This is a genomic window from Euzebyales bacterium (assembly GCA_036374135.1).
Taxonomy (GTDB): domain Bacteria; phylum Actinomycetota; class Nitriliruptoria; order Euzebyales; family JAHELV01; genus JAHELV01.
In genome coordinates, this window is sequence record DASUUK010000012.1 from 1 (window position 1) to 26,563 (window position 26,563).

The 26,563-nt window shown below is 69.8% G+C and carries 24 protein-coding genes and 1 tRNA gene; 21 read left to right on the forward strand and 4 right to left on the reverse strand.

The window, feature by feature from the left end; genetic code table 11:
• The 3 genes from VFZ70_01455 to VFZ70_01465 form a co-directional block, all read left to right on the forward strand.
• A partial coding sequence (locus tag VFZ70_01455; GenBank protein HEX6254454.1) for an ATP-binding cassette domain-containing protein occupies positions 1-913 on the forward strand: 913 nt, incomplete at its 5' end.
• On the forward strand, positions 910-1,701 hold the full coding sequence (locus VFZ70_01460) for an ABC transporter permease (GenBank protein ID HEX6254455.1): 792 nt from the start codon (positions 910-912) through the stop codon (positions 1,699-1,701). The genes VFZ70_01455 and VFZ70_01460, both read left to right, overlap by 4 nt.
• Positions 1,702-1,920: 219 nt before the next feature.
• Positions 1,921-2,373 (forward strand): hypothetical protein, encoded by a 453-nt coding sequence (locus VFZ70_01465; protein ID HEX6254456.1) that lies wholly within the window; start codon positions 1,921-1,923, stop codon positions 2,371-2,373.
• Positions 2,374-2,706: 333 nt separating this feature from the next.
• Here VFZ70_01465 and VFZ70_01470 read toward each other — a convergent pair.
• A tRNA-Leu gene (locus VFZ70_01470) sits at positions 2,707-2,793 on the reverse strand.
• Positions 2,794-2,921: 128 nt separating this feature from the next.
• Between VFZ70_01470 and VFZ70_01475 the strand changes: the two genes are divergently transcribed.
• On the forward strand, positions 2,922-3,398 hold the full coding sequence (locus tag VFZ70_01475) for a DUF456 domain-containing protein (protein HEX6254457.1): 477 nt from the start codon (positions 2,922-2,924) through the stop codon (positions 3,396-3,398).
• Positions 3,399-3,411: 13 nt separating this feature from the next.
• Here the strand turns inward: VFZ70_01475 and VFZ70_01480 are convergent, their stop codons facing one another.
• Positions 3,412-3,777: an STAS/SEC14 domain-containing protein gene (locus tag VFZ70_01480; GenBank protein ID HEX6254458.1), complete on the reverse strand. Its 366-nt coding sequence runs from the start codon at positions 3,775-3,777 to the stop codon at positions 3,412-3,414.
• A gap of 195 nt (positions 3,778-3,972) precedes the next feature.
• Positions 3,973-4,551: a DUF1802 family protein gene (locus tag VFZ70_01485; GenBank protein ID HEX6254459.1), complete on the reverse strand. Its 579-nt coding sequence runs from the start codon at positions 4,549-4,551 to the stop codon at positions 3,973-3,975.
• 54 nt (positions 4,552-4,605) lie between these two features.
• Between VFZ70_01485 and VFZ70_01490 the strand changes: the two genes are divergently transcribed.
• The 8 genes from VFZ70_01490 to pafA all read left to right on the forward strand — a co-directional run bounded on the left by VFZ70_01490 (position 4,606) and on the right by pafA (position 13,759).
• Positions 4,606-5,769, forward strand: coding sequence for an ATP-binding protein (locus tag VFZ70_01490; GenBank protein ID HEX6254460.1), 1,164 nt, complete (start codon positions 4,606-4,608; stop codon positions 5,767-5,769).
• A complete protein-coding gene (locus VFZ70_01495) occupies positions 5,766-6,611 on the forward strand; it encodes a tRNA (adenine-N1)-methyltransferase (protein HEX6254461.1) in 846 nt (281 codons plus the stop codon). Before VFZ70_01490 ends, VFZ70_01495 begins: the two co-directional genes overlap by 4 nt.
• 134 nt (positions 6,612-6,745) lie before the next feature.
• Entirely contained in the window at positions 6,746-8,470 is a 1,725-nt protein-coding gene (arc, locus tag VFZ70_01500) for a proteasome ATPase (GenBank protein HEX6254462.1), read from the forward strand.
• Between the two features lie 355 nt (positions 8,471-8,825).
• Positions 8,826-10,319 (forward strand): depupylase/deamidase Dop, encoded by a 1,494-nt coding sequence (gene dop / locus VFZ70_01505; protein HEX6254463.1) that lies wholly within the window; start codon positions 8,826-8,828, stop codon positions 10,317-10,319.
• 84 nt (positions 10,320-10,403) lie between these two features.
• Complete coding sequence (locus VFZ70_01510; protein HEX6254464.1) at positions 10,404-10,592, forward strand: ubiquitin-like protein Pup; 189 nt, start codon at positions 10,404-10,406, stop codon at positions 10,590-10,592.
• A 46-nt stretch (positions 10,593-10,638) separates the two neighbouring features.
• Positions 10,639-11,463, forward strand: coding sequence for a proteasome subunit beta (gene prcB / locus VFZ70_01515; protein HEX6254465.1), 825 nt, complete (start codon positions 10,639-10,641; stop codon positions 11,461-11,463).
• A 12-nt stretch (positions 11,464-11,475) separates the two neighbouring features.
• Positions 11,476-12,141 (forward strand): proteasome subunit alpha, encoded by a 666-nt coding sequence (gene prcA, locus VFZ70_01520; protein HEX6254466.1) that lies wholly within the window; start codon positions 11,476-11,478, stop codon positions 12,139-12,141.
• A 262-nt stretch (positions 12,142-12,403) separates the two neighbouring features.
• Positions 12,404-13,759, forward strand: coding sequence for a Pup--protein ligase (gene pafA / locus VFZ70_01525; GenBank protein ID HEX6254467.1), 1,356 nt, complete (start codon positions 12,404-12,406; stop codon positions 13,757-13,759).
• A 54-nt stretch (positions 13,760-13,813) separates the two neighbouring features.
• On the opposite strand, the gene VFZ70_01530 is transcribed toward pafA, so the two are convergent.
• Positions 13,814-17,209, reverse strand: a complete 3,396-nt coding sequence (locus tag VFZ70_01530) for a transglycosylase domain-containing protein (protein ID HEX6254468.1) — start codon at positions 17,207-17,209, stop codon at positions 13,814-13,816.
• Between the two features lie 335 nt (positions 17,210-17,544).
• Between VFZ70_01530 and VFZ70_01535 the strand changes: the two genes are divergently transcribed.
• The 9 genes from VFZ70_01535 to VFZ70_01575 all read left to right on the forward strand — a co-directional run bounded on the left by VFZ70_01535 (position 17,545) and on the right by VFZ70_01575 (position 26,563).
• Positions 17,545-18,858 (forward strand): NfeD family protein, encoded by a 1,314-nt coding sequence (locus VFZ70_01535; protein HEX6254469.1) that lies wholly within the window; start codon positions 17,545-17,547, stop codon positions 18,856-18,858.
• Complete coding sequence (locus tag VFZ70_01540) at positions 18,855-19,634, forward strand: slipin family protein (protein ID HEX6254470.1); 780 nt, start codon at positions 18,855-18,857, stop codon at positions 19,632-19,634. The genes VFZ70_01535 and VFZ70_01540 overlap by 4 nt, the downstream gene beginning before the upstream one ends.
• Positions 19,631-19,951, forward strand: coding sequence for a hypothetical protein (locus tag VFZ70_01545; protein HEX6254471.1), 321 nt, complete (start codon positions 19,631-19,633; stop codon positions 19,949-19,951). Before VFZ70_01540 ends, VFZ70_01545 begins: the two co-directional genes overlap by 4 nt.
• A gap of 40 nt (positions 19,952-19,991) precedes the next feature.
• Entirely contained in the window at positions 19,992-20,198 is a 207-nt protein-coding gene (locus VFZ70_01550; GenBank protein HEX6254472.1) for a twin-arginine translocase TatA/TatE family subunit, read from the forward strand.
• Between the two features lie 82 nt (positions 20,199-20,280).
• Positions 20,281-21,033, forward strand: coding sequence for a twin-arginine translocase subunit TatC (tatC, locus tag VFZ70_01555; GenBank protein HEX6254473.1), 753 nt, complete (start codon positions 20,281-20,283; stop codon positions 21,031-21,033).
• A gap of 7 nt (positions 21,034-21,040) precedes the next feature.
• A complete protein-coding gene (locus VFZ70_01560) occupies positions 21,041-23,713 on the forward strand; it encodes a DEAD/DEAH box helicase (GenBank protein HEX6254474.1) in 2,673 nt (890 codons plus the stop codon).
• Between the two features lie 92 nt (positions 23,714-23,805).
• The gene (locus VFZ70_01565) at positions 23,806-24,807 is read left to right on the forward strand and encodes a YegS/Rv2252/BmrU family lipid kinase (protein HEX6254475.1); all 1,002 of its coding nucleotides are present in this window, start codon (positions 23,806-23,808) and stop codon (positions 24,805-24,807) included.
• Complete coding sequence (locus VFZ70_01570; GenBank protein ID HEX6254476.1) at positions 24,808-25,920, forward strand: acyl-CoA dehydrogenase family protein; 1,113 nt, start codon at positions 24,808-24,810, stop codon at positions 25,918-25,920.
• A 4-nt stretch (positions 25,921-25,924) separates the two neighbouring features.
• Positions 25,925-26,563, forward strand: a complete 639-nt coding sequence (locus VFZ70_01575; GenBank protein HEX6254477.1) for a ribonuclease H — start codon at positions 25,925-25,927, stop codon at positions 26,561-26,563.

A 26,563-nucleotide genomic window follows, 5' to 3' on the forward strand; every position in this document is an offset into this window, starting at 1 on the left:
CCGCAAGGCGTTCGGCGACCACGTCGTGCTCGACGACATCGATCTGACCGTCGACGAGGGGGACGTGTACGCGCTGCTCGGCCCGAACGGGGCGGGCAAGACGACGATGGTCAACATCCTGTCGACGCTCATCAGCGCCGATGCCGGCGAGGTCCGCGTCGTCGGCCACGACCCCATGCGCGAGCCCGAGGCGGTGCGCGCGGCGATCGGCGTCACCGGGCAGTTCTCCGCGGTCGACAACCTGATGACCGGCATGGAGAACCTGCTGCTCATGGCGGACCTGCACCACCTGGACCGCCGTCGGGGAAGGCGTCGCGCGGTCGAGCTGCTCGAGCGCTTCGAGCTGACCGACGCCGCCGAGCGCGCGCTCGCCACCTGGTCCGGCGGGATGCGGCGCCGGCTCGACCTGGCGATGACCCTGATGGGAACGCCGCGCCTAATCTTCCTCGACGAGCCGACCGCCGGGCTGGACCCTCGCAGCCGCCGCACCATGTGGCGGATCGTCCGCGACCTGGTCGCCGGCGGCGTCACCGTGTTCCTCACGACCCAGTACCTGGAGGAGGCCGACCAGCTCGCCGATCACATCGCCGTGCTCGACGGCGGACGCCTGGTCGCCCACGGCACTGCGGCCGAGCTGAAGCGTCGCGTTCCGGGTGGCCACGTCCGTCTGCGCTTCACCGCCCCCCGGGACCTCGAGGCGGCCGCCCGCGAACTCGGCGAGGTGGTGCGCGACGACGCGGACCTCGCGCTGCAGGTGCCCAGCGACGGCAGCCTGCAGTCCCTACGGGCCCTGCTCGACGACCTCGACCGGAACGCGATCGCGGTCGACGAGCTGTCGGTCCACACCCCCGACCTCGACGACGTCTTCCTCGCACTGACCGGCAGCGCCACCCAGCAGGAGGGCCCGCGATGAGCGCCATGTCCCACGCCGTCCGCGACTCGCGGACCATGTTGCGGCGCAACATCCGCCGCATGGTCCGCTATCCCGCTGGGCCGGCGTCCACGGTCGCGGTGCCGTTGGTCGTGCTGTTCCTGTTCGTGACCGTCTTCGGCGACACGATGGGCGCTGGCCTCGTGGGCGCGGCCGGGGGCCGGGGGGACTACCTGGAGTACGTCGTCCCTGGCATCCTGCTGCTGTCGGTCGCGGGCGCGGCCCAGGGCGCCGCGATCTCGGTGGCGATGGACATGACCGAGGGCATCATCAACCGCTTCCGCACCATGGCGATCTCCCGGGGGGCGATCCTGGCGGGCCACGTGCTCGGCAACCTGCTCCAGACGATGGCTGCCATCGCGCTCATCACCGTGGTCGCCGTGGTCCTGGGCTTCCGCGCGAACGCGGTTCCGGTGGAGTGGCTCGCCGCGGCCGGCCTGCTCGCGGCGACCAGCCTCGCGGTGATCTGGCTGGCGGTCGCGCTGGGTCAGGTGTCCGGCAACGTCGAGACCGCCAGCAACCTGCCCATGCCACTGATCCTGCTGCCCTTCCTCGGCAGCGGGTTCGTGCCGACGGACTCGATGCCCACGGCGGTGCGGTGGTTCGCCGAGTACCAGCCGTTCACGCCGATCATGGAGACCCTCCGCGGGCTCCTGCTGGGCACCGCGATCGGCGCCGACGGCCTCCTCGCGGTCGCCTGGATCCTGGCGATCGGGGTGTTGGGCCGCCTGTGGGCGGTCCGCCTGTTCGACCGCGACCCCACGGCCTGACACCCGTTCTCCAGCCGCAGAAACCGCGGCTCCGTCTCCGAGGCTTCAGCCGTCGATGCCACCCGTCAGCCGCAGCCGCCCGAGCCTTCGGCGGCTGGCCGCGCTCATCCGCAACGACGAGTCGCGTGGCCGGCAATCGGAGCCGGGCGACCAGCACGGCATCCCCGGTAGTCGAACGGTTGAGCGGCTGTGTCAGCGGGCCGCTGTCGGTGTGCCTTGGTGGAACTCCATCTGCCAGCCGGCGTCGGTGAGCCGCTAGAGAGAGCTGCGGTTGGCCATGAGACCATCGACCTCGGTCTGGTACGCCACGGGCACGACACCCCCGCGCGCGTGAACGACGATCGCGAGCCTACCGACACTGAGCTTGACGAGCTAATTGTCTTTGAGGCGGCGATGTGGCGGTCCGTGACACGCGGCGACTACAGCTGGATGGAGCAGCATCTCGCGCGAAACTTCACCGAGTTCGACAGATCAGGGCGGCGGTACACCCGCGCCGAGGTCCTCGCCGTCGAGGTGGGCGAGAAACACGCGACGCTGCCGTTGCGAGAGCTTCACTGTCGAAGGCTTGGTGGAGTCGCCGCGCGCCGGCTATTTGCCGAGCTCGCGGCCGGCCTTCGCTGTGGGGTTCGATGCGGAGCAGACATGGATCCTGTGCTAGCTCGACACCCGTGAGACGGCCATCCTTGCGCAGCTCGTCCACCACGCGAACGGTCAGGGTGTAGTCGAGGCCGAGCGCCTCCGCGATGTCGGCCACCTCGGCTCTCTTGTTCGCTCCCACACCCACACGAGGTAGTCCAAGATGCGTCGCTCGCCGCCATGTGGGTGACCATTCGGGCCTCCCGCTCCGCGGTCGTCACCGCCGACGTGCTGCCACGGGCGTCTGGATGTTGGCCACGGCCCGGCTGTCGCCCCGGTGCCAGGAGCGGATGTTGCCAGGATGTTGCCACGGGCGGGGTGTTGACAGGTCAGCGAGCCGGCGCGATACGCGTTCCCGCTGCTCAGCGGTGGTGTCGGCGGGGGGATTTGAACCCCCAAGTCCCGAAGGACACATGGCCCTCAACCATGCGCGTCTGCCTATTCCGCCACGCCGACGAGGGGGCGAAGCCGCAGTATGCCACGTCGATGGCGGCGGCGTCAGCGGCGGCGCGCGGTTGACGGTCGTACGGCGTGGCACCCTGAGCAGACGACAAAGTCGATGATCGTACGACGTCGAGGACCACGTGAACGCATTCGCCATCGGACTGCTCATGGCCATCGGCCTGGCGGGCGTCATCATGCCGTTCCTGCCGGGCCTGCCGATCATCTGGGGCGCGGCGGTGCTGTACGGGTTCCTCACCGACTTCGGCACCCTGGGATGGACCGCGATGGCAGCCATCACCCTGCTCGGGGCGCTGGGCATCGCCGCGTCCTACGTCATCCCGGAACGCGTAGGCGCGGCGAGCGGTGCCTCGCGCTCGACGCGGCTGTTCGCTGGGGTGACCGGCCTGGTCGGCTTCTTCGTCATCCCGATCATCGGGTTCCCGATCGGCGCGTGCGCGGGGGTGCTGCTCGCCCAGTACCGGCAGACCGCCGACATCAGCGAGGCGACGCGGGCGACGGTCAACGTGCTCAAGGGCTTCGGTGTCGGCATGGTCGCCGAACTGGGCACCGCACTTGCGATGGTGCTGGTGTGGGCCGCCTGGGTGGTGCTGGACTAGACGCGTCCGCCCGTCACGCGATGACCCACGCGCGGGCCTGGGGCTCCTCGGCCAGCGTGAAGACCCTGACGCTACCGGGGATCAGGTGACCCATGACGTCCACGGTGTGGCGGATCCAGTCCTGGTCGGCGACCACCGCGATCCGCTCCCAGCTCGTCAGGTGCGTCATGCCGAGCCTGCCGTCCTCCGACATCGCAACGCCCGAGTACCCGGTGAAGTCCTCGCCCAGCACGTACAGCAGCCGCACCTTGTCGTTCGTGGTGAGCGCCTGCTCGACCGCGGGATCGATGGTCGACGTGTAGTCGTCGCCGGTCACCTCGCCCTCAGCGACGAACCCGATCGTGTTGTCGGGAAGGCCGGCAATGATGCGGACGGGCATCGGGCGCTCCTCCTGGGCTGTGACATCAGATGTGGCGCATCATCCTCCGATCGTGGCGCGGACGATCAGTGGTACCTGGTGCGAGCGAACGATCCCCGTGCGATCTGTGGGGTGGAAGCCCCTGATGGACGCCCACCGCGGGGCACAGCGGGTGCTGACCTCGCCTGGCGGTGGTGCCCGTGGTGACGGATGCGATCAGCGGACGGCGGCGCGGATCCGGCCCGCGATGCCTTCGAGCTCAGCACGGTCGCGGATCGTCCGACCCTCGCCCTTCCAGTGCAGCGGAAGATCGACCCAGGAGCTGCATCCGCCGTACTCGGGGGCGCGCACCACTGTGACCGGCTCGGGCAGGCGGACGGGGTCGACCACCAGCACCTGCAGCGCGTGCTTCGGGCGGAACGCGAGACGCTCGCTGATGTGCTCGGGCGTCCAGATGTGCAGATCGTGCAGGCCGGCGAGGGCGTCGGCGTCGGTGATGTCGACGACGTCGATGAGGTTCACGCCGGCCCGCACGACGAACGTGTCGGCCTCGGCATCGATGTCGGCCGCGCCAGCCGTAAGCAGGTCCTCGTGACCGGGGCGCACGCGCTCGGCATGCGCATGGGCGACGGTGGGGAACAGCACGAAGCGATCGCTGGCGACATCGAAGCGCTTTTCGCGGATGCCACCCTTGCGCAGCAGAACCGTCTGGCGTCCGTCGAGCAGCGCGTGCACGACGGCGCCCCATTCCTTCAGCGCCAGGGTCGTGGTGGTGGTCGTGGTCGTCGTCGACATGGGGTCCATTGTGCTGTGCGCCGCCCCGGCAGGCCGCTAGCCTCGAAACTCCCGATGGACGTCCACCTGCGCAACCCCGACCGCACGGAGCACCTGACCGGCCCGTTGCGGGTCGACGACGTGCTCACGCGCCTGGACGTCGACCCCGAGACGGTGCTGGTGATCGCCGAGGGCGAACTGGTCACCAAGGACCATTTGCTGGCTGACGACGCGGTGGTCGAGATCCGCCCGGTCATCTCCGGCGGTGCCGGCACGGCGCGCTGCAACGTCTGCCGCGCGCCCGCGGTGATCGAGGTCCGACGCCACCACGGTGCGTGGTGTGCGGAGCATTTCGTCGATCACGTCCGCGGGCAGGTGCGCACCGCGATCGACCACTACCGCATGCTGTCCTACGACGAGCGCTGCCTGGTCGCCGTCAGCGGCGGCAAGGACTCGCTGGCGCTGTGGGACGTGCTGCTGGACATGGGCTACCGGGTGGACGGGCTGTACGTGGGCCTGGGCATCGGCGCCTACTCGTCCCGGTCCGAGCAGCTGGTCCGCGCGTTCGCGGACCGCCGCGACGTGATCCTGCACACCGTCGACCTGGCCCACGAGTACGGCTATGACATCCCCGCGGCCACCGCGCTGCGCCGGCGGTCGTCTTGCGGGGTGTGCGGTCTGAGCAAGCGCTACGTGTTCAACCGCGTGGCCGTCGACCACGGCTATGACGTGATGGCGACAGGGCACAATCTCGACGACGAGGCCGCGACGCTGTTGGGCAACGTCCTGCGGTGGCAGACCCCGATGCTGGCCAGGCAGCGGCCCTACCTGCCGGCACGTGACGGCATGAGCCGGAAGATCAAGCCGCTGTACCGACTCGGCGAACGCGAGACCGCCGCGTACTGCGTCATTCGCGGACTGGACTACGTGGTGGAGGAGTGCCCGATGGTGGCCGGCAACACCGCGCTGCGGTACAAGGACGCGCTCAACGACCTGGAGCGGCATGCACCGGGCACCAAGGCAGCGTTCCTGTTCGGCTATCTCGACCGCGCCCGCGACGAGCACTTCGGCCGCGCTGACGAGGCCGCCACGGTGGTCGCGTGCGTCCGGTGCGGCCAGCCGACCGGTCTCCGGGAAGGCAGCGGTGATCAGCAGCCGGTCTGTGCGTTCTGCAGGACCCGTGACCGCGTGCTGGCGGTCGTCGAACCCTCGCGCGGTCGCGTCGAGGCATCGGCATGAGCGAGCCACGCTTCGCGGGTCACCCCGCGCCCCTGGCCGCGGGCGAAACGGTGCTGCTGATCGATCGCAAGCAGCGGCGCTATCTGGTCGTGCTCGAGGAGGGCGGGGAGTTCCACTACCACGGTGGAGCCGTCCCTCACGACGCCATCATCGGCGGGCCCGAGGGCACCCTGGTGCGCAGCGCCAAGGGCACCCAGCTGCGGGTGTTCCGCCCGACGGCGGGGGACTGGACCGTCAAGGCGCCGAGGGGCGCGCAGGTCATCTATCCCAAGGACCAGGCGCTGATCGTGGGGTTGACCGACATCCGCCCCGGCATGACGGTCGTCGAGGCCGGCGCGGGGTCCGGCGCGCTGACATGCGCGCTGCTCGACGCCGTGGGCGCATCGGGACAGGTCATCAGCTTCGAGCTGCGCGACGACCACGCCGACGTCGCCGAGCGCAACGTGACCCGCCGGTTCGGGGGTGCGCCGGCGACGTGGACGCTGCGGCGCGGCGATGTGGTCGCGGGGCTCGGTGACACGCCGTGCCACCGCATCGTCCTCGATCTGCTCGAGCCGTGGGACGTCATCAAGACCGCCGCCGCGGCGTTGCATCCGGGCGGGTTGCTGTGCGCCTACACGCCGACGGTCCCACAGGTGATGCGGCTCCACGACGCGCTGTCCTCCGATCCGCGCTGGGGGACCGCTGAGACCGTCGAATCGCTGCTGAGACCCTGGAACGTCGCTGGTCTGTCGGTCCGGCCCGCCCACCGGATGGTCGCCCACACCGCCTTCCTGACCATCGTGCGACGGCTGCCGGCTCCGGACGCCGAACCTTCCGCCGACGACGACGTCGACGGCTGAGCACATGCGCCGACCCGACGTCCGCCGCCGGGATGGCGGACGGAACAATGACCGCGATCACGGACGGGGTACGACCTATACTCGGCAATCGGCCAGTTCGTCCGGCCTGGTCGGCGCCCGAGCAGGAGGCCGAGATGCGAGACCACGAGGCTGAGATCCGTAGGCTTCGCGCCCAGGTCGCCGAGCTGGAGGATGAGACCGTCCTGTTGCGGCGTCGCCTCGACCACTCACCGTCGAGCGTGCGGCACCTCGAGGAGCGCCTGATCGAGGCGCGCAACCAGGTCGGTTCGTTGTCGAGCAAGAACACCCGCCTGGCCGAGACGTTGCGCGAGGCCCGCGAGCAGATCGTGGCGCTGAAGGAGCAGGTCGAGAAGCTGTCGGCGCCGCCGGCGACGTTCGGGGTGTTCCTTCGCGATGTCGACGACGACGTCGTCGAGATCTTCTCCAACGGTCGCAAGCTGCGCGTCCAGGTCGGCCCCGACATTGACCGTGACGCGCTGGCCACCGGCCAGGAGGTTGTGCTCAACGAGGCGCTCAACGTCGTCGAGGCCGCCTCGTACGAGATCACCGGCGAGGTCATGACGCTCAAGGAGCGCCTCGACGACGACCGGTTGCTGGTCGTCAACCACACCGACGACGAGCAGGTCGTCCGGCTGGCCGAGCCGCTCCGCGCGTCGCGCCTGCGTGCCGGCGACTCGCTGCTGGTCGAGTCGCGCTCGGGCTACGCCCTGGAACGCCTGCCGCGCCCGGAGGTTGAGGAGCTCGTCCTCGAGGAGGTCCCCGACATCGCGTACACGGACATCGGTGGTCTGGGCGACCAGATCGAGGCGATCCGCGACGCGGTCGAGCTGCCGTTCCTGCACGCCGACCTGTTCGTTGAGCACGAGCTCAAGCCGCCCAAGGGCATCCTGCTGTACGGACCGCCCGGATGCGGCAAGACGATGATCGCCAAGGCGGTCGCCAACTCGCTGGCCAAGCGGGTCGCCGAGAAGGAGGGCCGCGACGACGCGCGCAGCTACTTCCTGAACATCAAGGGCCCCGAGCTGCTCAACAAGTACGTCGGCGAGACCGAGCGTCAGATCCGGCTGATCTTCCAGCGCGCCCGCGAGAAGGTCCAGGAGGGCCACCCGGTCATCGTGTTCTTCGACGAGATGGACTCGATCTTCCGCACGCGCGGATCAGGCGTGTCCAGCGACGTCGAGAACACGATCGTCCCGCAGTTGCTCAGCGAGATCGACGGTGTCGAGACGCTCAAGGACGTCATCGTCATAGGGGCGTCCAACCGCGAGGACATGATCGACCCGGCGATCCTGCGGCCCGGCCGCCTCGATGTGAAGATCAAGATCGACCGTCCCGACGAGGACGCCGCACGCGAGATCTTCGCGATCTACCTGCACGCCGGCCTCCCCCTGCACCCCGACCTGGTCAAGCAGTTCGACGGCGAGCACGCGGCCGTCGAGTGGCTGGTCAGCGAGACGTGCCGGCGCATGTACGCCGTCGACATGATGAACCAGTTCCTCGAGGTCACCTACGCCAACGGGGACAAGGAGGTCCTGTATTTCAAGGACTTCAACTCCGGCGCCATGATCGAGAACGTCGTCGCCCGCGCGAAGAAGATGGCCATCAAGCGGTACCTCGACGAGGGCCAGAAGGGCATCCGCGAGGAGGACCTGCTGGTCGCCATCCGCGACGAGTTCAAGGAGAACGAGGACCTGCCCAACACGACCAACCCCGACGACTGGGCACGGATCTCGGGCAAGAAGGGCGAGCGCATCGTCTATGTGCGCACCCTGGTCTCCGACGACGACCACGGCATGAGCAAGGCCATCGAGAGCATCAACACCGGCCAGTACCTGTAACCGGCGCCGTCCGCCCCGCCCGCGTCCCGTGCGGGCGGGGCGCGGGTGGTCGTCGCCGGCCATGGTGGGTTGTCGCGGGCGCGGGTGGTCGTCGCTGGCCATGGTGGGTTGTCGCGGGCGTGGGTGGTCGTCGCCGGCCATGGTGGTTGTCGCGGGCATGTGCTGGTTGACTGACGACCAGGGTGGTTGCCCTTTCACCGCGTTTCCGCGTCCTTCGACAACCACCACGTGATTCGCGCCCGATGGTGGTTGTCCTTTGCCAGGGTGGTGTCGGCGACTTCGGGGTGGGGCGATCGTAGGGTGGTGGCAGGCCAGGTGGTCGTGTCGCACCGGTCGACCCGGGAAGGATCGGCACATGGCGCTCACCAAGTACATGGGTACCGAGACCGAGTACGGAATCACGGTCGTCGGGCGACCCGACTTCAACCCTGTGCTCGCCTCGTCGATGGTCGTCAACGCCTACACCGCTGACGGCCATCCCCGGGCGCGGTGGGACTACGAGGAGGAGAACCCATTGCGGGACGCCCGCGGGTTCACCCAGCCGGGACCACCGGACGTGCCGCCCAGCGACGACATCGGTCTGGCCAACTCGATCCTGACCAACGGCGCGCGCTTCTACGTCGACCACGCGCACCCGGAGTACTCGTCGCCCGAGTGCTCGAATCCGCGCGACGTCGTCATCTGGGACAAGGCGGGGGAGCGGGTGCTCGAGGAGGCGGCCCGGCGCGCCGAGCCACTGCTGGCCGAAGGCCACGGATCGTCGCGGATCGTCATCACCAAGAACAACACCGACGGCAAGGGTGCCGCCTACGGCATGCACGAGAACTACATCGTGGACCGCCGTGTGCCGTTCGGGGCGCTCGTCCGCCAGATCATACCGTTCTTCGTCAGCCGCCAGCTGATGGTCGGGTCCGGACGGATCGGCAACGAGTTCAACCTGTCGGACGTCCCGTACCAGATCTCCCAGCGCGCCGACTTCTTCGAGGTCGAGGTCGGGCTCGAGACGACGCTCAAGCGGCCGATCGTCAACACGCGCGACGAACCGCACGCCGATCCCGAACGGTTCCGCCGGCTGCACGTCATCATCGGCGACGCCAACATGAGCGAGATCTGCACGTACCTGAAGCTCGGGTCGTGCGCGTTGGTGCTGTCGATGATCGAGGACGGCTTCTTCACCGACGTCCCGACGCTGGCCAAGCCCGTCGCCGCGCTGCACGAGTTGTCCCACGATCTGACGTGCACCCGTACGGTCCCGATGGCCGACGGACGGCGCATCTCCGGGGTGCAGCTGCAGTGGTACTACCTGGAGCACGCGCGCAAGTACTACGAGACGCGCGAGACCGCGCCGTGGACGGCCGATGTCCTCGCGACCTGGGAGCGGGTGCTGACCGCGCTCGAGGACGATCCGATGCAGCTCGACGGCGTGGTCGACTGGGTCACGAAGCACCAGTTGCTGCGCCGGTACGCGGAGCGCGACGGACTCTCGTGGGACCATCCCCGGCTGGCGCTGATCGACGTGCAGTACCACGATGTCCGTCGCGACAAGGGTCTGTACAACCACCTGGTCGGCAAGGGTCGCTGCGAACTGCTCGTCGACGAGGCCAAGGTGCGTCACGCGATGTCGACGCCGCCCGAGGACACTCGCGCGTGGTTCCGCGGCCGGTGCCTCGACAAGTTCCGGTCGTCGGTCACGGCCGCCGGCTGGGACGCGATCATCTTCGACATCGGGCGCGACACGTTGCAGCGTGTGCCGATGATGGATCCGGGACGGGGCAACCGCGCGATGACCGAACAGCTGATCGACCGCTGCGGGACCGCGGCGGAGCTGATCGCCGCGCTGCAGGGCTGAGCGCGGGACTGATCGTTCCGCACCGAGGGTGGCGCGGCTAGACTTCGCCTCGGAGGTTCCCCAGCCCCGAAAGGGTGCGATTCCATGAGCGACGGCGGACAGGTCCGGCGACAGCGCGGCAGCGAGGAGGCCGACGAAGTCACGACCGACGACCAGGTCGCCGAGGAGGTCGACACCTCCGACGTCGACGAGCTGCTCGACGAGATCGACGAGGTGCTCGAGGAGAACGCCGAGGAGTTCGTGCGAAACTACGTGCAGAAGGGCGGTCAGTGAGCGCAGGGAGCCGGCGGGCGGGGATCGAACAGATGGAATCGAGCCGATGACCCTGCCCCCATCAGACTCTCCGTTCGACCCGACCGCGATCAGCTTCACCGCCAACCTGCGCCGCGCCGCGCCTGAGCTGTTCGCTGCGGGCGATCGCGGCGGCCACCCGTCCGCCCATTCGGTCCCGTCCCACGTCGATGGAACCACCGTGGTCGCGCTGACCTACGCCGGTGGCGTGATCATGTCAGGCGACCGGCGCGCGACGGCGGGCAACGTCATCTCGAAGCGCGACATGCGCAAGGTCTTCCCGGCCGACGACTGGTCCGCGGTGGGCATCTCGGGGTCGGCCGGTCCGGCGATGGAGCTCGCGAAGATCCTCTCCACCGAGCTCGAGCACTACGAGAAGGTCGAGGGCGCGCCCCTGTCGCTGGAGGGCAAGGCGAACAAGCTCGCACAGCTCATCCGCGGCAATCTGCCGATGGCGATGCAGGGGCTGGTCGTCGTCCCGCTTTTCGCCGGCTTCGATCTGAGTGACCAGGTCCCTCGCATCTACGAGTACGACGTCGTCGGCGGCCGGTACGAGGAACGCCGGTTCGCCACGACCGGATCCGGCGGGCGCGATGCGCGCGGATCGCTGAAGGCGCGATACTCAGCCGATCTGTCGCCCGAGCGTGCGATCGACATCGCGATCGAGGCGTTGTGGGACGCGGCCGACGAGGACTCGGCGACCGGCGGACCCGACGTCGTGCGTGGGATCTACCCGCTGGTGGCGCAGATCGACAGCGACGGCTACCGCGAGCTCAACGACGACACCGTCGCGGCGCGCGTGCGCGAGATCATCGCCGAGCGCCGTATGGTGCCGGTCGACGAGAACGGGTGAGGGGTCCCCACGATGTTCCCGTACGTCTCACCCGAACAGCAGATGAAGGACCGGGCGGACTTCGCCCGGAAGGGGATCGCCCGTGGACGCGCCGTGACCGGTCTCGTCTACGACGACGGCATGCTGTTCGTCGCCGAGAACCCGTCGTCGCTGTACAAGGTCAGCGAGCTGTACGACCGGCTGGCGTTCGCCGCGGTCGGTCGCTACAACGAGTTCGAGTCGTTACGGCGCCAGGGCATCCGGCTGGCCGACGTGCTGGGGTACCAGTACGCGCGGGAGGACGTCACCGGGCGCTCGATGGCGAACGCCTACGCCAGCGCGCTGGGCACGGCGTTCAGTGAGAGCTCCAAGCCGTTCGAGGTGGAGCTCCTCGTCGCTGAGGTCCGCGCGGACGGGGTCGACCTCTTCCACATCCTCTACGACGGATCGATCAGCGTGGAGGAGGGCTTCGTCGCCATCGGCGGACAGGCCGATGCAATCTCGACCGCGCTGGCCGAACGGTTCGAGCGTGGGAGAGACAGGGCGACTGCGCTGCGCACCGCTCACGCTGCGTTGAGCTCGGCCGACGACCACGAGATCACCCCCGACCGGCTCGAGGTCGCCGGACTCGATCGTCGCCGCGGACGACGCAAGTTCTTCCGGTTGACGCGTGAGGAGATCGCGGCCGCGCTCGGCTGATTCCGGCCGGCCCGCAGGGCGGGGCAGGCGCACCGGCCTGACCTCAGCGCAGGGACGTTCTTGTCGCGCCGCGCCACGCCGACGGGTGAGGGTTGGTGTCGTGTTGGCGCGTGCTCAGCGGCCGCCGATGTCAGCGTGTCCGTCGACGCTGTCCCCGTGACGCGTAGACTGTATGGCTGCAACCGCACGTCGGTGATGCGGGGGGTCGCCATCGCCAACGGGACCCGCCGACGACACCGACTGGCCGGACGACAGGGGCAACGTGGACCGGCGGATCTTCGGCATCGAAGTCGAGTACGGGGTCACCTGCACGTTCCGCGGACAGCGACGGTTGTCGCCGGACGAGGTCGCGCGGTATCTGTTCCGACGCGTCGTGAGCTGGGGCCGATCGTCGAACGTCTTCCTCGAGAACGGCGCGCGGCTCTACCTGGACGTCGGTTCGCACCCCGAGTACGCGACGCCCGAGTGCGACACCGTCAGCGGTGTCGTCGCGCACGACAAGGCCGGGGAACGGATCCTCGAGTCGCTCGTCGAGCAGGCCGAGCAGCGGCTGCACGAGGAAGGCATCGCCGGAACGATATTCCTGTTCAAGAACAACACGGACTCGGCCGGCAACTCGTACGGCAGCCACGAGAACTACCTCGTCAGCCGGGTCGGTGAGTTTCAGAAGCTCGCGGACACGCTCATCCCGTTCCTTGTCTCGCGACAGATCTACGCGGGTGCCGGCAAGGTGCTGCAGACGCCGCGCGGCGCCCTGTACTCGATCGCACAGCGGGCCGAGCACATCTGGGAGGGACTGAGCTCGGCGACCACCCGCAGCCGCCCGATCATCAACAGCCGCGACGAACCGCACGCCGACGCCGAGCGGTACCGCAGGCTGCACGTGATCGTGGGGGACTCGAACATGAGCGAGTACGCCACATGGCTCAAGCTCGCCACCGCCGACCTCGTCCTGCGCATGATCGAGGCGGGCACGGTGATGCGTGACCTGACGCTCGACAACCCCATCCGGGCGATCCGCGAAATCAGTCACGACATGACGTGCAGCCGGCGGGTGCGGCTGGAGGGCGGACGGGACCTGTCGGCGCTCGAGATCCAGCGCGTGTATCTGGAGCGCGTGATGCGCTTCCTCCAGCACCACGGTTCGGATCCGGTGAGCGACCGGGTCGTCAGCGAGTGGGCGCGCGTGCTGGATACGCTGGAGACCGATCCGCTCAAGCTGGGGCGCGAGTGCGACTGGGTCGCCAAGTACCACCTGGTCGAGGACTACCGCCGTCGCCACGATCTGCCGCTGTCGCACCCGCGGGTCGCGATGCTCGACCTGCAGTATCACGACGTCAATCGCTCCCGGGGCCTGTACTACCTGCTGCAGCGTCGAGCGAAGGTCGACCGTGTGGTCGATGACGCCGCGATCCGGTTGGCGATGCGGACCCCACCCCAGTCGACCCGCGCGAAGCTACGCGGCGAGTTCATCCGCCAGGCGAAGCGCAAGCGGCGTGACTTCACCGTTGACTGGGTGCACCTCAAGCTCAACGATCAGGCGCAGCGGACGGTGCTGTGCAAGGACCCGTTCCGGTCCGAGGACGAACGGGTCGCCAAGCTGATCGCCAGCATGTGAGCACTGCTGTCCGCCAGACGGGCTGACCCCCGGCTGCAGCGCCGTTCAGCGCGCTCAGTCGTCGCCGCCCCCGCCGCCGTTGCCGCGGCCTTGGTTGCCGCCGCCATCATTGCCGCCGCCGCTGTTGCCGCCGCCGCTGTTGCCGCCGCCGTCGCCATCGCCGCCGCTATCGCCATCGCCGCCGGTATCGCTGCGCTCGGGCTCGGGCGGGGGAGGAGGCGTTCCGGTCGAGACGCCCAGGTACACGGTCGTGCCGACCTGTGCGCTGTCGCTCGGGCTGACCCACAGCACCGAACCGGCCGGTGCGGCTGACGCCTGGTACTGCGCGCGTCCGATGAGCTTCTTCTTGGCGAGCCTGTTGAGCGCATCCTGGGCACTGCGGCCGACCAGGTCCGGCACCTTCACGGTCTTGCCGACGAACTCCGCCTCGTTGACGGTCGGGAAGTCCTTCACGTTGCGTGTCGACAGTGCCTGTTGCATGAAGTCGAGCCAGACGGGAGCGGCGACGCCACCGCCGGTCGCGCCGTACATCCTGACCTGGCCGTTCTTGTGGCCGACCCACACCGCCGTCGACATCACCGGTGTCGTGGCGACGAACCAGGCATCGGTGGCCAGCTGTGTGGTGCCCGTCTTGCCCGCGACCGGCCACGGATACACCGACTCCGCGATGTAGGAAGCCGTGCCGCCGGCGCTGGGCGGTCCCTTCAGCATCCGGAGCGCTGCGGCGTTGACCGCCGGCTTCAGCGCCTGCGTCCTCTGCGGCTCGCGCTTGTACAGGACCTTGTTGCCCTGCTTGACCTGTGCGATGAGGTGCGGCTCGATGTGCACGCCGTTGTTGGCGAAGGTGCCGTAGGCGGACGCCATCTCGACCGTGGTCACACCCTGGCGCAGACCGCCGAGCACGATGGCCGGACCGTACTCGCCCTGCTCGCCGACGCCGACACGCGAGATGCCGAGCTTCTCGGCCATGTTCACGGCCTTTTCGACACCCACCAACTGGATCAGCTGCGCGAAATAGGTGTTCACCGACCCCTTCGTGGCCGCGGCCATGTCGATCTGGCCGTACGACGCACCGCCGTAGTTGGACACGATCCAGTCCGGCCCCCAACGCTGCGGGAAGACCATCGGGCTGCGGGCGTCGAGCGTCGTGCTCGGTGAGAACCCCTGGCGCAGCGCCTCGGCCATGACGAACGGCTTGAACGAACTGCCCGGCTGACGGCGACCACGCAGTGCGACGTTGAAGTTCTGCTTGTTGTAGCGTCGTGCCGATGCGGCGGCCTTGATCGCACCGGTCCGCGGGTCGACGGTGCTGATGGCGGCGGTGACGCCGTCCTGCCCGTTGTCGCTGGGGTACCTGCTCTCGATGGTCTCAACCGCGAGCTTCTGCAGCTTGGGCGAGATGGTCGTGCGGATGCGCAGGCCGCCGGTGAACAGGTTGTCCTCGCGTTCCTGCACGGTCGCGCCGAACACCGGGTTGGCCTTGATCTCGCCGATGACCTCCTCGACGATCGATGGCTGCCTGTTCGTGTTCCGCAAGGGCGGCTGGATCTTCAGCGGCCGGGTCTTGAGCTTCTCGGCATGCTGCTCGGTGACGAAGCCGGCCTCGGACATGCTGTCCAGCACCAGGTCACGCTGTTCGCGTGCGAGATCGGGGTTGAACCGTGGGTTGTACGCGCTGGGCGAGCTGATCAGGCCGGCCAGCAGTGCCGCCTGGTCCACCCGGATCTTGCTGACGTCGGCACGGAAGAACTCCTCCGATGCCGCCTGCAGGCCGTAGGCGCCGGATCCGAAGTAGACCTGGTTGACGTAGCGGTCGAGGATCTCCTCCTTGGTGAAGCGCTCCTCGAGCGCGATCGCGTAGGCGATCTCCTTCAGCTTGCGCTCGACGGACTGGTCGAGCCCGATCTCCTTGAAGTTGAGACGCGCCACCTGCTGGGAGATCGTCGACCCACCCTGCTCGACGCCGCCGGCCCGGAAGTTGGCGAAGAACGCGCGACCGATGCCGGCCGGGTCGTAGCCCTCGTGATCGAAGAACTTCTTGTCCTCGGCGGCCACGATCGCCTGCCACGCGTGATCGGGCATGCTCTCGACACGTACGGGCTTGCGGTCCTCCTCGCCGTGGAGGATGGCCAGCAGGCTGCCGTTGGCGTACAGGATCCGCGTCCGCTGCGCGAGCGGGTCGAACGCGGTGTCGTCCGGGAGGATGAGCTCGGCATCGGCCGACTCGGACGCGAACGCGACCGCTCTGGGCAGCAGAGCGACAGCGGCCACGACGATGGCGGCCAGGCCGGCGAGACTGGCAAGCGAGAACACCGCGGCGCGCACCAACCACGGCCACTCACGCTCGCGCCGCCGGCGCAGGGGCGGCATCCACGCCGGCACCAGCGACCGTCTCGGCACCCGGCGGAACGCACGCGTCGCCCGCCCGGCCACGGAGGTCACCGCGGCAACCGGTGCGCGCTCGGCGTCGTCCTCGTCCTCTGCATCGAGCAGGGCGGCCGGAGCGCGTCCGTTGCCACCGGCCGGCGTACTGCCATTGCGGCCCGGTTGGAGGCCGTGGCGTCCGACGGGGCCGGGCGATGCGCCGTCACCCGCGCTGGCCGCGCCGTTGCCGGCGACCCTGTCGGACGCTTGTTCGGACGTGTCGCCGTCGGGTGTCTGGATCGCACCCGGTGCGGCTGCGCTGTCCGTATCGGCCGGGCCGTCGGGATCGTCGGCGGTCGCATGGCCGTCGGCCACCGCAGGATCGTCGTCGTCGACGCCGGCGGATCCGGCCGGATCCGCCTCGTGCGTGTCGGCCTCGCCGGTTGCGGCAGCGCCCGCGGGGGTCGCGTCGGCAGGTGTGCCGGCCACCTGGGCGCCAGTCGCACCCGTGGCGTCCGTACCGGCGGTCGTCGCCGCCCGATCATCGTTGGCGTGGACGTCCGCGTCGTCCGCGTCGGCGACGGACCCCGCCGTGTCCGCCCCAGCGGCACGATGCTCCGCCCCGTCGCGCGGCTCCTCGGCGGCGGCCGGACCGGGTCGGGTGCCGTTGTCGAGTGGCGTGTCACCGGTGGTCGCGGGCGTCTCAGCGGTGCGCGCACCGTCGGTCGTGCCGGCCGCGGCGGTCCGCGACCCGACCGGCCGCACGAATGGCGGGGGCAGGGACGGCACACCGTCGTCACCGTCATCCGCAGGGGAGCGGCCGGGAGCCTGTCGCCCTCGCCCGCCCGGTCCCTTCGCGGGGGGAGGCAGCCCGCTGTCTCGTCCGCTGGCCAGCTCGCGCCGGTCGCGCACGACCTGATCGCGCCGGGCGACGGTGCGCGACGGACGGCGGGCGGCGCCGTCGCGAGAGGCAAGCGATCGCGCCGCGTCGCCCACGATCGTGACGGCATCCACCGCGGCGTCCGCGACGGTCGAGCCCACGGCGGCCACCGCCTGCTTCCACGGCGCGAGCTTCGGGCGTGCCACAGTCTTCCGGTCCGCGCCGGATGATGCGGTGTCGCGATCGGATCGCGTCGTCTGACTCATGTCACGTGGTCGATCTGCCCGCCTGCAGCATAGCCGCCAGCCCCCTGGTGACCCCGAAGCCTAGACGGTGGAGATCGTGGAGTCAGCCGACATCGCACAACCGGCATGTCCGGCCGTGACATGCCGCCTGCGCGCATCCATCGTATGCCGTCGCGGGCCGAGCGACGGTCGGTGACGCGGGTGACGCAGCCGCTGCGATACCGTGGGGCGATGAGCCTGGCGACGTCGGTGCGGGGAGGACGCCGGACGCCGAACGACCGGACGAGACCACTGCCATGAGCAGCCGGCGCAGCGCACTGATCCTCTTCCTGCTGGTGATGGGCCTGCTGTCGGCGGCGCCGGTCACCGGGGCGGCGGCGGACACGGCCGCCCCGGTGCTGGTCACCCGTCTGGACGGCACCGTCTCGCCGGTGTCGGCGAACGCGCTGATCGCCGCCGTCGACGACGCCGAGCGTCGCGGTGCCGCCGCCCTGCTCGTGGAGATCGACACGCCCGGCGGCCTGCTCACCTCGATGCGCGAGATCGTGGGCCGGTTCCTGAACGCCGACGTCCCAGTGATCACCTACGTCGCCCCCAACGGCGCGCGTGCGGCGTCGGCGGGCACGCTGGTCGTGTTCAGCGGCAACATCGCGGCGATGGCCCCGACCACCACCATCGGTGCGGCGACGCCGGTCACATTGGACGGCGGTCAGGTCGGCGACAAGGTGGTCAACGACGCCGCGTCGTATGCCGAGGCCGTGGCGCAGGCCCGGGGTCGGGACACCGCGTTCGCCCGCCGCACCGTGACGGAGGGCGAGTCGGTCACGGCCCAACGGGCGCTCGAGGTGGGGGCGATCGACCTGATCGCCCCCAACCGCCTGACCCTGCTCGCGCAGGTCGACGGCCAACAGGTCGTGACGGCCGACGGTTCGGCGACGACGCTGGCGTTGCGGGGGGCACCGGTCGAGGAGTGGGACCGCGCGACCACGACGGGGCTGCTCGAGTGGCTCGTCGACCCCAACCTCACCTTCGTCCTGCTGACACTCGGCACGCTCGCGCTCCTCGTCGAGTTCGCCAACCCCGGCATCGGCGCAGGCGGCATCGTCGGGGTGATCCTGCTGCTGCTGGCCGCCTACTCGCTGTCGCTCCTGCCCACGACGATGATCGGCATCGCGTTGCTGCTGCTGGCCGGTGGCCTGTTCATCGGCGAGCTGTTCGTGCCCGGCATCGGCGTGCTCGCGGCCGGCGGTACCGTGGCGCTGGTGCTCGCCGGGCTGTTCCTGTTCGACGACACGACGGGCCTGGCAATCTCGCAGCCCGTGCTGATCGGGGTCGCCGTGCTCGCGCTGCTCAGCAGCAGCGCGCTGGCGGCAGTCGTGCGTGGCACACGCTCGCAGCCGTACCGGCTGGACGACGAGCAGATGATCGACCGCATCGTCGAGGTGGTCGTGGCCGACGGCGAGCAGGGCCAGGCGATCGTCAACGGAGAACGGTGGCACGTGCGGACCGATGACCCCCCGCTGGAGCGCGGGATGCTGGTGCGAATCCTGGAGCGGCACGGCCTTACACTGCTCGTCGAACCGGAGGACGACGACTGGCGGTACGGATGAACAGCTGGGTCCTGTTGCTGCTCGTGGTGCTGGTCGCCATCGGGCTGCTCGCCGTCAACGGCATCAACATCGTGCCGGAGTACGAACGGGCCGTCGTCTTCCGCCTGGGTCGGGTCGATGACGACCCGCGCGGTCCCGGACTGGTGTTCATCGTGCCGCTGCTCGAGACGATGCAGAAGGTGAACATGCAGGTCGTCACCGAGGACATCCAGCCACAGGACATCATCACGCGCGACAACGTGACGGTGAAGGTCAACGCCGTGGCCTACTACCGCGTGGTCGATCCGGTGCGTGCCGTCGTCGACGTGCAGGACTACCGGTTCGCGACCTCGCAGATCGCGCAGACGACGCTGCGCAGCATCATCGGTCAGGCCGACCTCGACGAGCTACTGATCAACCGGGACGAGATCAACAGCCGGCTGCAGACGGTGATCGACGAGGAGACCAGTCCCTGGGGGATCAAGGTCACCAGCGTCGAGGTCAAGGACGTCGAGCTCGATGCCAACATGCGTCGCGCGATGGCCAGACAGGCCGAGGCCGAGCGGGACCGCCGGGCGATGGTGATCAACGCCCAGGGCGAGAAGGAGGCGGCGCTGACGCTGAGCGAGGCGGCCCGCGACCTCGAGGCGCATCCGGCCGCGATGCAGCTGCGGCTGCTGTCGACGATGAGCGAGATCGCGTCGGAGCAGAACTCCACGCTGGTGCTGCCCATCCCGGTCGAGTTGCTGCGCTTCCTCGACGCCGGCCGGGGGCTGTCTCCGGAGACCCGCGCATGAGCGCGATCGTCGTGCTGCTCGTGGCGGTGGCCGTCGTGCTCGTGTTCGCCGTTGCGGTCGCGGTCATGCGACTGGTCACGGCGCTGCGGAGGTTCGGTGACGCGGTGCAGAGCACGCAGCGGTGGTTGGAACCGGTGCTGGCCGAGCTCAACGAGGGCGGGCAGGTGGCCAGCCTGGAGGCGGCTCAGCTGCAGGCCAGCATCGCGGATCTTCGCGGAACCAGGTTCCACGAAACACGCGGTGGACCGGCTGCGCCGGACACGAAACGACGTTCAGGTGGTCGCCGCCCCGGCGACGCCAGCGGCTACACTGCATGAACACGGTCTCTGATGCACGACACCGATCGAAGGGCTGCAGATGCCAAACCTCGGCGGACCCGAGCTGATCATCGTCCTCTTGATCTTCGTGCTGCTGTTCGGCGCGAAGAAGCTGCCCGAGCTCGGCGGATCGATCGGCAAGGGCATCAAGAACTTCAAGCGCGGCATCGACGAGGCGAGCGAGGACGACGACGCGGCCGACCACGTGGCCTCCGAGGACCGCGCGGCGCGCAGCGACCAGAGCTGACGCGCACGACGCAGATGCAGTGACGCGGATCGAGCCCCGCCCGGACGCCACCGCCGGAGGCGATGGAGTTCTCGGCGGCAACATGACGCTCGTCGAGCACCTCGAGGAGCTTCGTTCACGATTGTTCAAGTCGGCACTGGCGATCGCGATCGCGTTCGTCATCGGCTTCGCGTTCCGCAACCTGCTGTTCGAGGTCCTCATCCAGCCGTACTGCGACCTGCCGGCGTCGATGCGCGCCGGGTCGCAGGTGTTCGACGCCGACGAGTGTGCGCTGATCGTCACCAACCCGCTCGGCGAGTTCTTCGTGACGCTCAAGGCGGCAGCGGTGCTGGCCATCGTCCTGGGTGCCCCACCGGTCTGCTACCAGCTGTGGCGGTTCATCACACCGGGCCTGCACGCCAACGAGCGGCGCTTCGCGCTGCCGTTCGTGGTGCTGACCTTCGTGCTGTTCGCGGCCGGCGGTGTGTTCGCCTACATGGTCATCCCGCGGGGCCTGGAGTTCCTGGTCGGCTTCGCCGGCGACAACGTGGTGTCGCTGTTCGACGCCGACGAGTACATCACCTTCCTGCTCAAGACGATGCTGGGCTTCGGCCTGTCGTTCCTGGCGCCGCTGGTGATCGCGATGCTGACGCTGGCAGGCGCCGTCACGGCTGAGAGCCTGCGTCGCTACCGGCGGCACGCGATGTTCGGGGCCTTCGTGCTCGCGGCGATCATCACGCCCACCCAGGACCCGTTCACGATGCTCGTGATGGCGCTGCCGCTGGTCCTGTTCTTCGAGGGCAACATCATCTTCGCGCGCCTGATCGAGCAACGGCGACGCACTTCGCTGGCCTGACGCAGCGATGCCCGTGGTGCCCGCCGCCTTCGTCGCGGCTTACGACTTCGCGTTGGACGACTTCCAGGTCGCCGGCATCGCCGCGTTGGATGCCGGTCGTTCGGTGCTCGTCGCCGCCCCGACCGGGTCGGGCAAGACGATCGTCGGCGAGTTCGCGACGTGGTCGGCGCTTCGCGATGGTGGCAAGTGCTTCTACACGACCCCGATCAAGGCGCTGTCGAACCAGAAGCACGCGGATCTGTGCGCGCGGTACGGAGCGGCGCGGGTCGGCCTGCTGACCGGTGATCGCAGCGTCAACGGCGAGGCCCCGATCGTCGTGATGACGACCGAGGTCCTGCGCAACATGCTCTACGAGCAGTCGCCGACAGTCCGTGGGCTGCGGTCGGTCGTACTCGACGAGGTGCACTACCTGGCCGATCGCGAGCGCGGAGCGGTGTGGGAGGAGGTGATCATCGGGCTTCCAGCGGCGGTGCAGTTGGCCTGCCTGTCGGCGACCGTGTCCAACGCGGAGGAGCTCGGCGCGTGGCTCGCCGACGTGCGGCTGGACTGCGAGGTGATCATCTCGGAACGGCGCCCCGTGCCGCTCGACCACCACTACGCCATCGGCGGTGATCTGCATCCGATGTTCCGCGGCGGCCGGGGACGCTCGTCGGGGAGGGGACGGTCGCGTGGTCCGGTCCCCAACCCCGACGTCGTGATGCTCGAGCGCATGGCCGCCCGCCAACGACGGGCGCGCGGCCGCCGTGGCGGCCACGCCGGTGTGCGGCTGCGCCCGCCCCGGCGCAGCGAGCTGACCGAGATGTTGCGCCGCCGCGACTGGTTGCCGGCGATCGTGTTCGTGTTCAGCCGCACCGGGTGCGACCGCGCCGTCGACCACCTGATCGGCGACGGGGTGTCGCTGACCACCGGCGACGAGCGACGGGAGATCCGCCGGATCGCCCGCGAGATCACCGCCGACACCGACGCCGACGATCTTCGGGCGTTGGGGTTCCAGTGGCTGTCCGATGCGTTGCAGCGGGGGGTCGCCGCGCACCACGCCGGCATGGTGCCGGTGCTCAAGGAGCTCGTCGAGGCGCTGTTCGTACGGGGGCTCGTCAAGGTGTGCTTCGCCACCGAGACGCTCGCGCTCGGCATCAACATGCCCGCGCGGACGGTGGTCATCGAACAGCTCGAGAAGTGGGACGGTCAGCAGCACGCGCTGCTGACGCCCGGCCAGTTCACGCAGCTCACCGGTCGCGCGGGACGGCGCGGGCTCGACACCGTCGGCCACGCCATCGTCGCGTACCAGCGTCAGATCGACTTCACGCAGGTCGCCGGTCTCGTCGGTCGGCGCGTCGAGCCGCTCCGCTCCAGCTTCGCCCCGACCTACAACATGGCAGTCAACCTCCTGCGGCGCCGGACGCTCGAGGAGTGCGAGACGCTGCTCGCGCAGTCGTTCGCGCAGCATCAGGCCCACGTTGCCGTTGCGCGGTCCGCCGAACGCATCGAGGACAACACCGAGGCGCTGGCCGGCTACGCGGAGCACCTGATCTCCGATGTCGGCGATGCCGGTGAGTACCTCGATCTGCGACGGGAGCTCACCCGGCTCGAACGATCGGGTGCCCGAGCCCGCCGTCAGGATCGGCGTCGGGCCGTGCTCGACGTGCTCGAGACCCTGCGCGACGGTGACGTGGTGACGCTGGCCGCTGGCTCCGGCGTGGGAGTGGTCGTGGGCGCGGCCGGCAGCCCGCGCGCTCAGGTCGTCACCGACGACCGGCGGTTGATCCGTCTCCACCCACAGCAGTTCCGCCGTCCCCCCGCCGTCGTCGGGAGGGTCGCGCTGCCTACGTCGGGTGGACCGCGGCAGGCGTCGTACCGGCGCGAGGTCGCCGACGCGCTGTCGACGGTTCAGTCCTCGCCGTCGGATGACGGCGCCGCAGCGGGCGCGGACGATGCGGCCGAGCAGGCTCGCGCTGAACGCATCGCTGAACTGCGCGCCGCGGTCCGCGCACACCCGGTCCACACCGACGACCGGCGGGCCGACATCGAGCACTGGGCGGCCCGGTACGACGAGCTGGACACCGCCACGCGTCGGCTGCAGGCCGACGTCGACCTCCGGACGGGCTCCCTGTCGAGGCAGCTCCGCCGCATCGTTTCGGTGCTGACCGAGTTGGGCTACCTCGAGGGCGATGCCGCGGCACCGGCACCGTCACCCGACGGACTGCGGCTGGCGATGCTGTACGCCGACGCCGATCTGCTGCTGGCCGAGTGCCTGCGCGACGGTGTGCTCGACGGTCTCGACGACGCCGACCTTGCAGCGGTGACCAGCGTGTTCGTCCATGAGACGCGCGCCCGCGACGTCCCACCGGTGTGGTACCCGACAGCGACCGTCGCCGAGCGCGTCGAACGCGTCGAGCGCCACTGGGAACGGCTCGCCGGCATCGAGCGCTCGGCGGGGCTCGAAGCGACGCGCGCGCCTGACGCGTCGATCGCGGGGCAGGTGTGGCTGTGGGCGCAGGGGGCCGAGCTTGATGACGTGCTCGACGGTGGTGCGCTGACCGGCGGGGACTTCGTGCGCGACGTCAAGCAGATCGCCGACCTGTCCCGCCAGCTCGGAGTGGCGTGCCGGCACACTGACGTCGGAGCACAGGCCCGGCGGGTGGCCGATCGGCTGCTGCGTGGGGTCGTGGCCGCTGCGTGATCGCGTCATCCGCGCCCGTGGCCGCAGAGAGCACACGACCCGATGACGTACGTCGGCGTGCACGTCGACGTCGGACCTGCGATCCTGCCTGCATGACGCAGACCGACGAGCCGGCCGGGGCCGACCCGCAGCAACCGTCGGCGACCGCCGACGAGCGCGGGTCACCGTCGCGGTCGGGGCGGCTCGGCCCGGCGCGCCTCATCGTCAACCCATCCGCGGGCCACGGCGCCGCCCGCGCCGTCCTGCCACAGTTGACCGACGCACTGCGGGACGGTGGGCTCGAGTTCGATGTCGTGCACACGCCGGGTGGTGACGATGCCGGCGCCGCCGCCCGCGCTGCACTCGACGACGGCCTGCGCTACCTGATCGCCGTCGGTGGCGACGGCACCGTCCACCACGTCGTCAACGGCATGTTCCGCGACCGGGAACCGGTGGCCGACGATGCCGTGCTCGGCGTGTGCGGCACGGGCAGCGGCGCCGACTTCGTACGCAACTTCGGCCTGAACCGACCGCCGCAGGTCATCGCCCGCCATCTGCTGACCGACGACACCATGCCGATCGACGTCGGCGTCGTCGAGTTCACCACCGACGGCGGCGAGCGGGCCGAGCGGCTGTTCGCCAACATCGCCGAGGCGGGGTACGGCGCCGAGGTCGTCAAGCGCGCGGACCGCCTGCCACGTTGGCTCGGCCGCGTGCGCTACCTGCTGGCCGCCTGGGCATCGATCCGTGCCGTGTCGCGGGTCGACGCGCAGCTCAGCGTGGACTTCACGACCCGCGAGCTGCCGTTGGTCGAGCTGGTCGTCGCGAACGGCCAGTTCTTCGGTGGCGGCATGAAGGTGGCGCCGCGGGCGATCCCACAGGACGGCCGCTTCAGCGTGCTGGCGTTCACCGGGAACCGCAGCCAGGTGTTCATGCTCACGACCGAGTTGTACGCCGGGGAGCACCTGCCACATCCGGACATCGTGGAGTACCAGTCGGCCAGCTGCGGCCTGACGACCGCTGAGCCGCTGCTGATCGAGGCGGACGGCGAAGTGCTCGGCACGACGCCGGCGCGGTTCAGCCTCCTCAAGCGCCGTCTACGGCTGAAGATCTAGATGGTGAGCAGGCAGCAGCGGGCGCTGCTCCAACTGGTGCGGGAGGTGTCACGCCGGCAGATCGCGCCGCGCGCGCAACGACACGTGCCCGGTGCGCCGTTCCCCGCCGAGGTCTTTGCGCTGCTGGCCGAGCTCGACCTTCTGGGCCTGCCGTTCGCGATCGACGACGGGGGCATGGGCCAGCCGCCCTCCATCGTGTACCAGGTGCTCACGGAGCTCAGCGAGGCGTTCCTGGCCGTGGGCCTGGGCACCTGCGTGCACCTGTTGGCGACGGGCGTCGTCGCCGACCACGCGGACGGTGCGCTGCGTGAAGAGGTGCTGCCGCAGCTGATCGCGGGGGAGTGGTTGGCCGCGCACGGTCTGCCGGTCACGTCCGGCGGCGCGGCCTCGTCGCTGCGCATCGTGCGTGACGGAGACGGCTACGTCGTGGAGGGCGCCGTGTCGGGCGTCGCCTACGCCGGACAGGCGGACTGCTACGTCGTGCTCGGACGCATGTCGGACGAGCCGACCGACGGTGGCACGATCCTGCTGGTCGCGGCCGAGAGCGAAGGGCTGGATGCCTCGATCGACGCGTCGGCCACCGACCATCCGGTGGCGGTCGGCACGCTGCGGTGCCGTGAGGTGTTCGTGCCCGCGGGCAACCGCCTCGGCGGTGAGCGGCAGGCGGCGCGCATCGTGGACGAGTTGCTCGTCGACGTGCACCTGGGCGTCGCGGCGTGTGCCGTGGGGCTGGCACGTGCGGCGCTGCACGCCGCAACCACCTGCGTGCGTGTGCACGGGGGCGGCGGCGCCGGCGACCTCGTGGGCACGATCGGCGAGATGGCAGCGGCGGTCGAGGCAGCCGACGCGCTCTGCGGACGCGCGGCCGCGGCCGGTGACAACGACCGCCCGCTGCCGGAGCTCACCGCGATGGCTCGGATCGTGGCGTGTGACACGGCGAGCACGGTCACCGACCGTGCAGCCGCTGTGCACCGTGGCGCAACGTGCGCGGCCGGGGAGACCCTGTCGCGCTACCGTCGCGAGGCGGCCGCACTGCGCCTGGCCGACCGCGGTGACGACGTCGCCCGCCGGGTGGTCGGTCGTGAGATGGTCGGCGACGATCCGGGGAGGTAGCAGCGTGCCCACGACCGCCACGTGCATCCAGTGCGGAGCCACGTTCGACGTGCCCGACGGGCTACGCGAGCGGTACCCGGGATGGACGCCCAGCAGGTGTCGCGACTGCCACCGCGGCGCCAACGGGGTGGGCCACACCAACGGATCCGCGCAGGGGTCGGGCTCGGTGCGCCCGCCGTCGCCCCAGCAGGTGCTCGAGCGGTACACCGCTGGACCGCTCACGGGTGTGTTCACCGACGGCAGTGCCGACCCCAACCCGGGTCCCGGTGGATGGGGTGCCGTCTACGTCGTCGACGACGAGATCGTCGACGAGGCCCATGGACACGAGCCGGACACGACGAACAACCGCATGGAGCTCACGGCGCTGATCGCCGGGTTCGATCTCGTCCCCGTGGGCGAAGTGGCCACGGTGTACAGCGACAGCAACTACTGCGTGCGGATGATCAACGAGTGGGCCGACGGGTGGGCGCGCAACAACTGGCGTCGCAGATCGGGACCGGTCAAGAACCTCGATCTCGTCACGGCGTTGTACGAGCGGGCGCGTGCGCGACCAGAACTGGAACTGCGGTGGATCAAGGCGCACGACGGCTCGCGCTGGAACGAGTACGCCGACGCGTTGTCGGTCGCGTACCGACGCACCTGA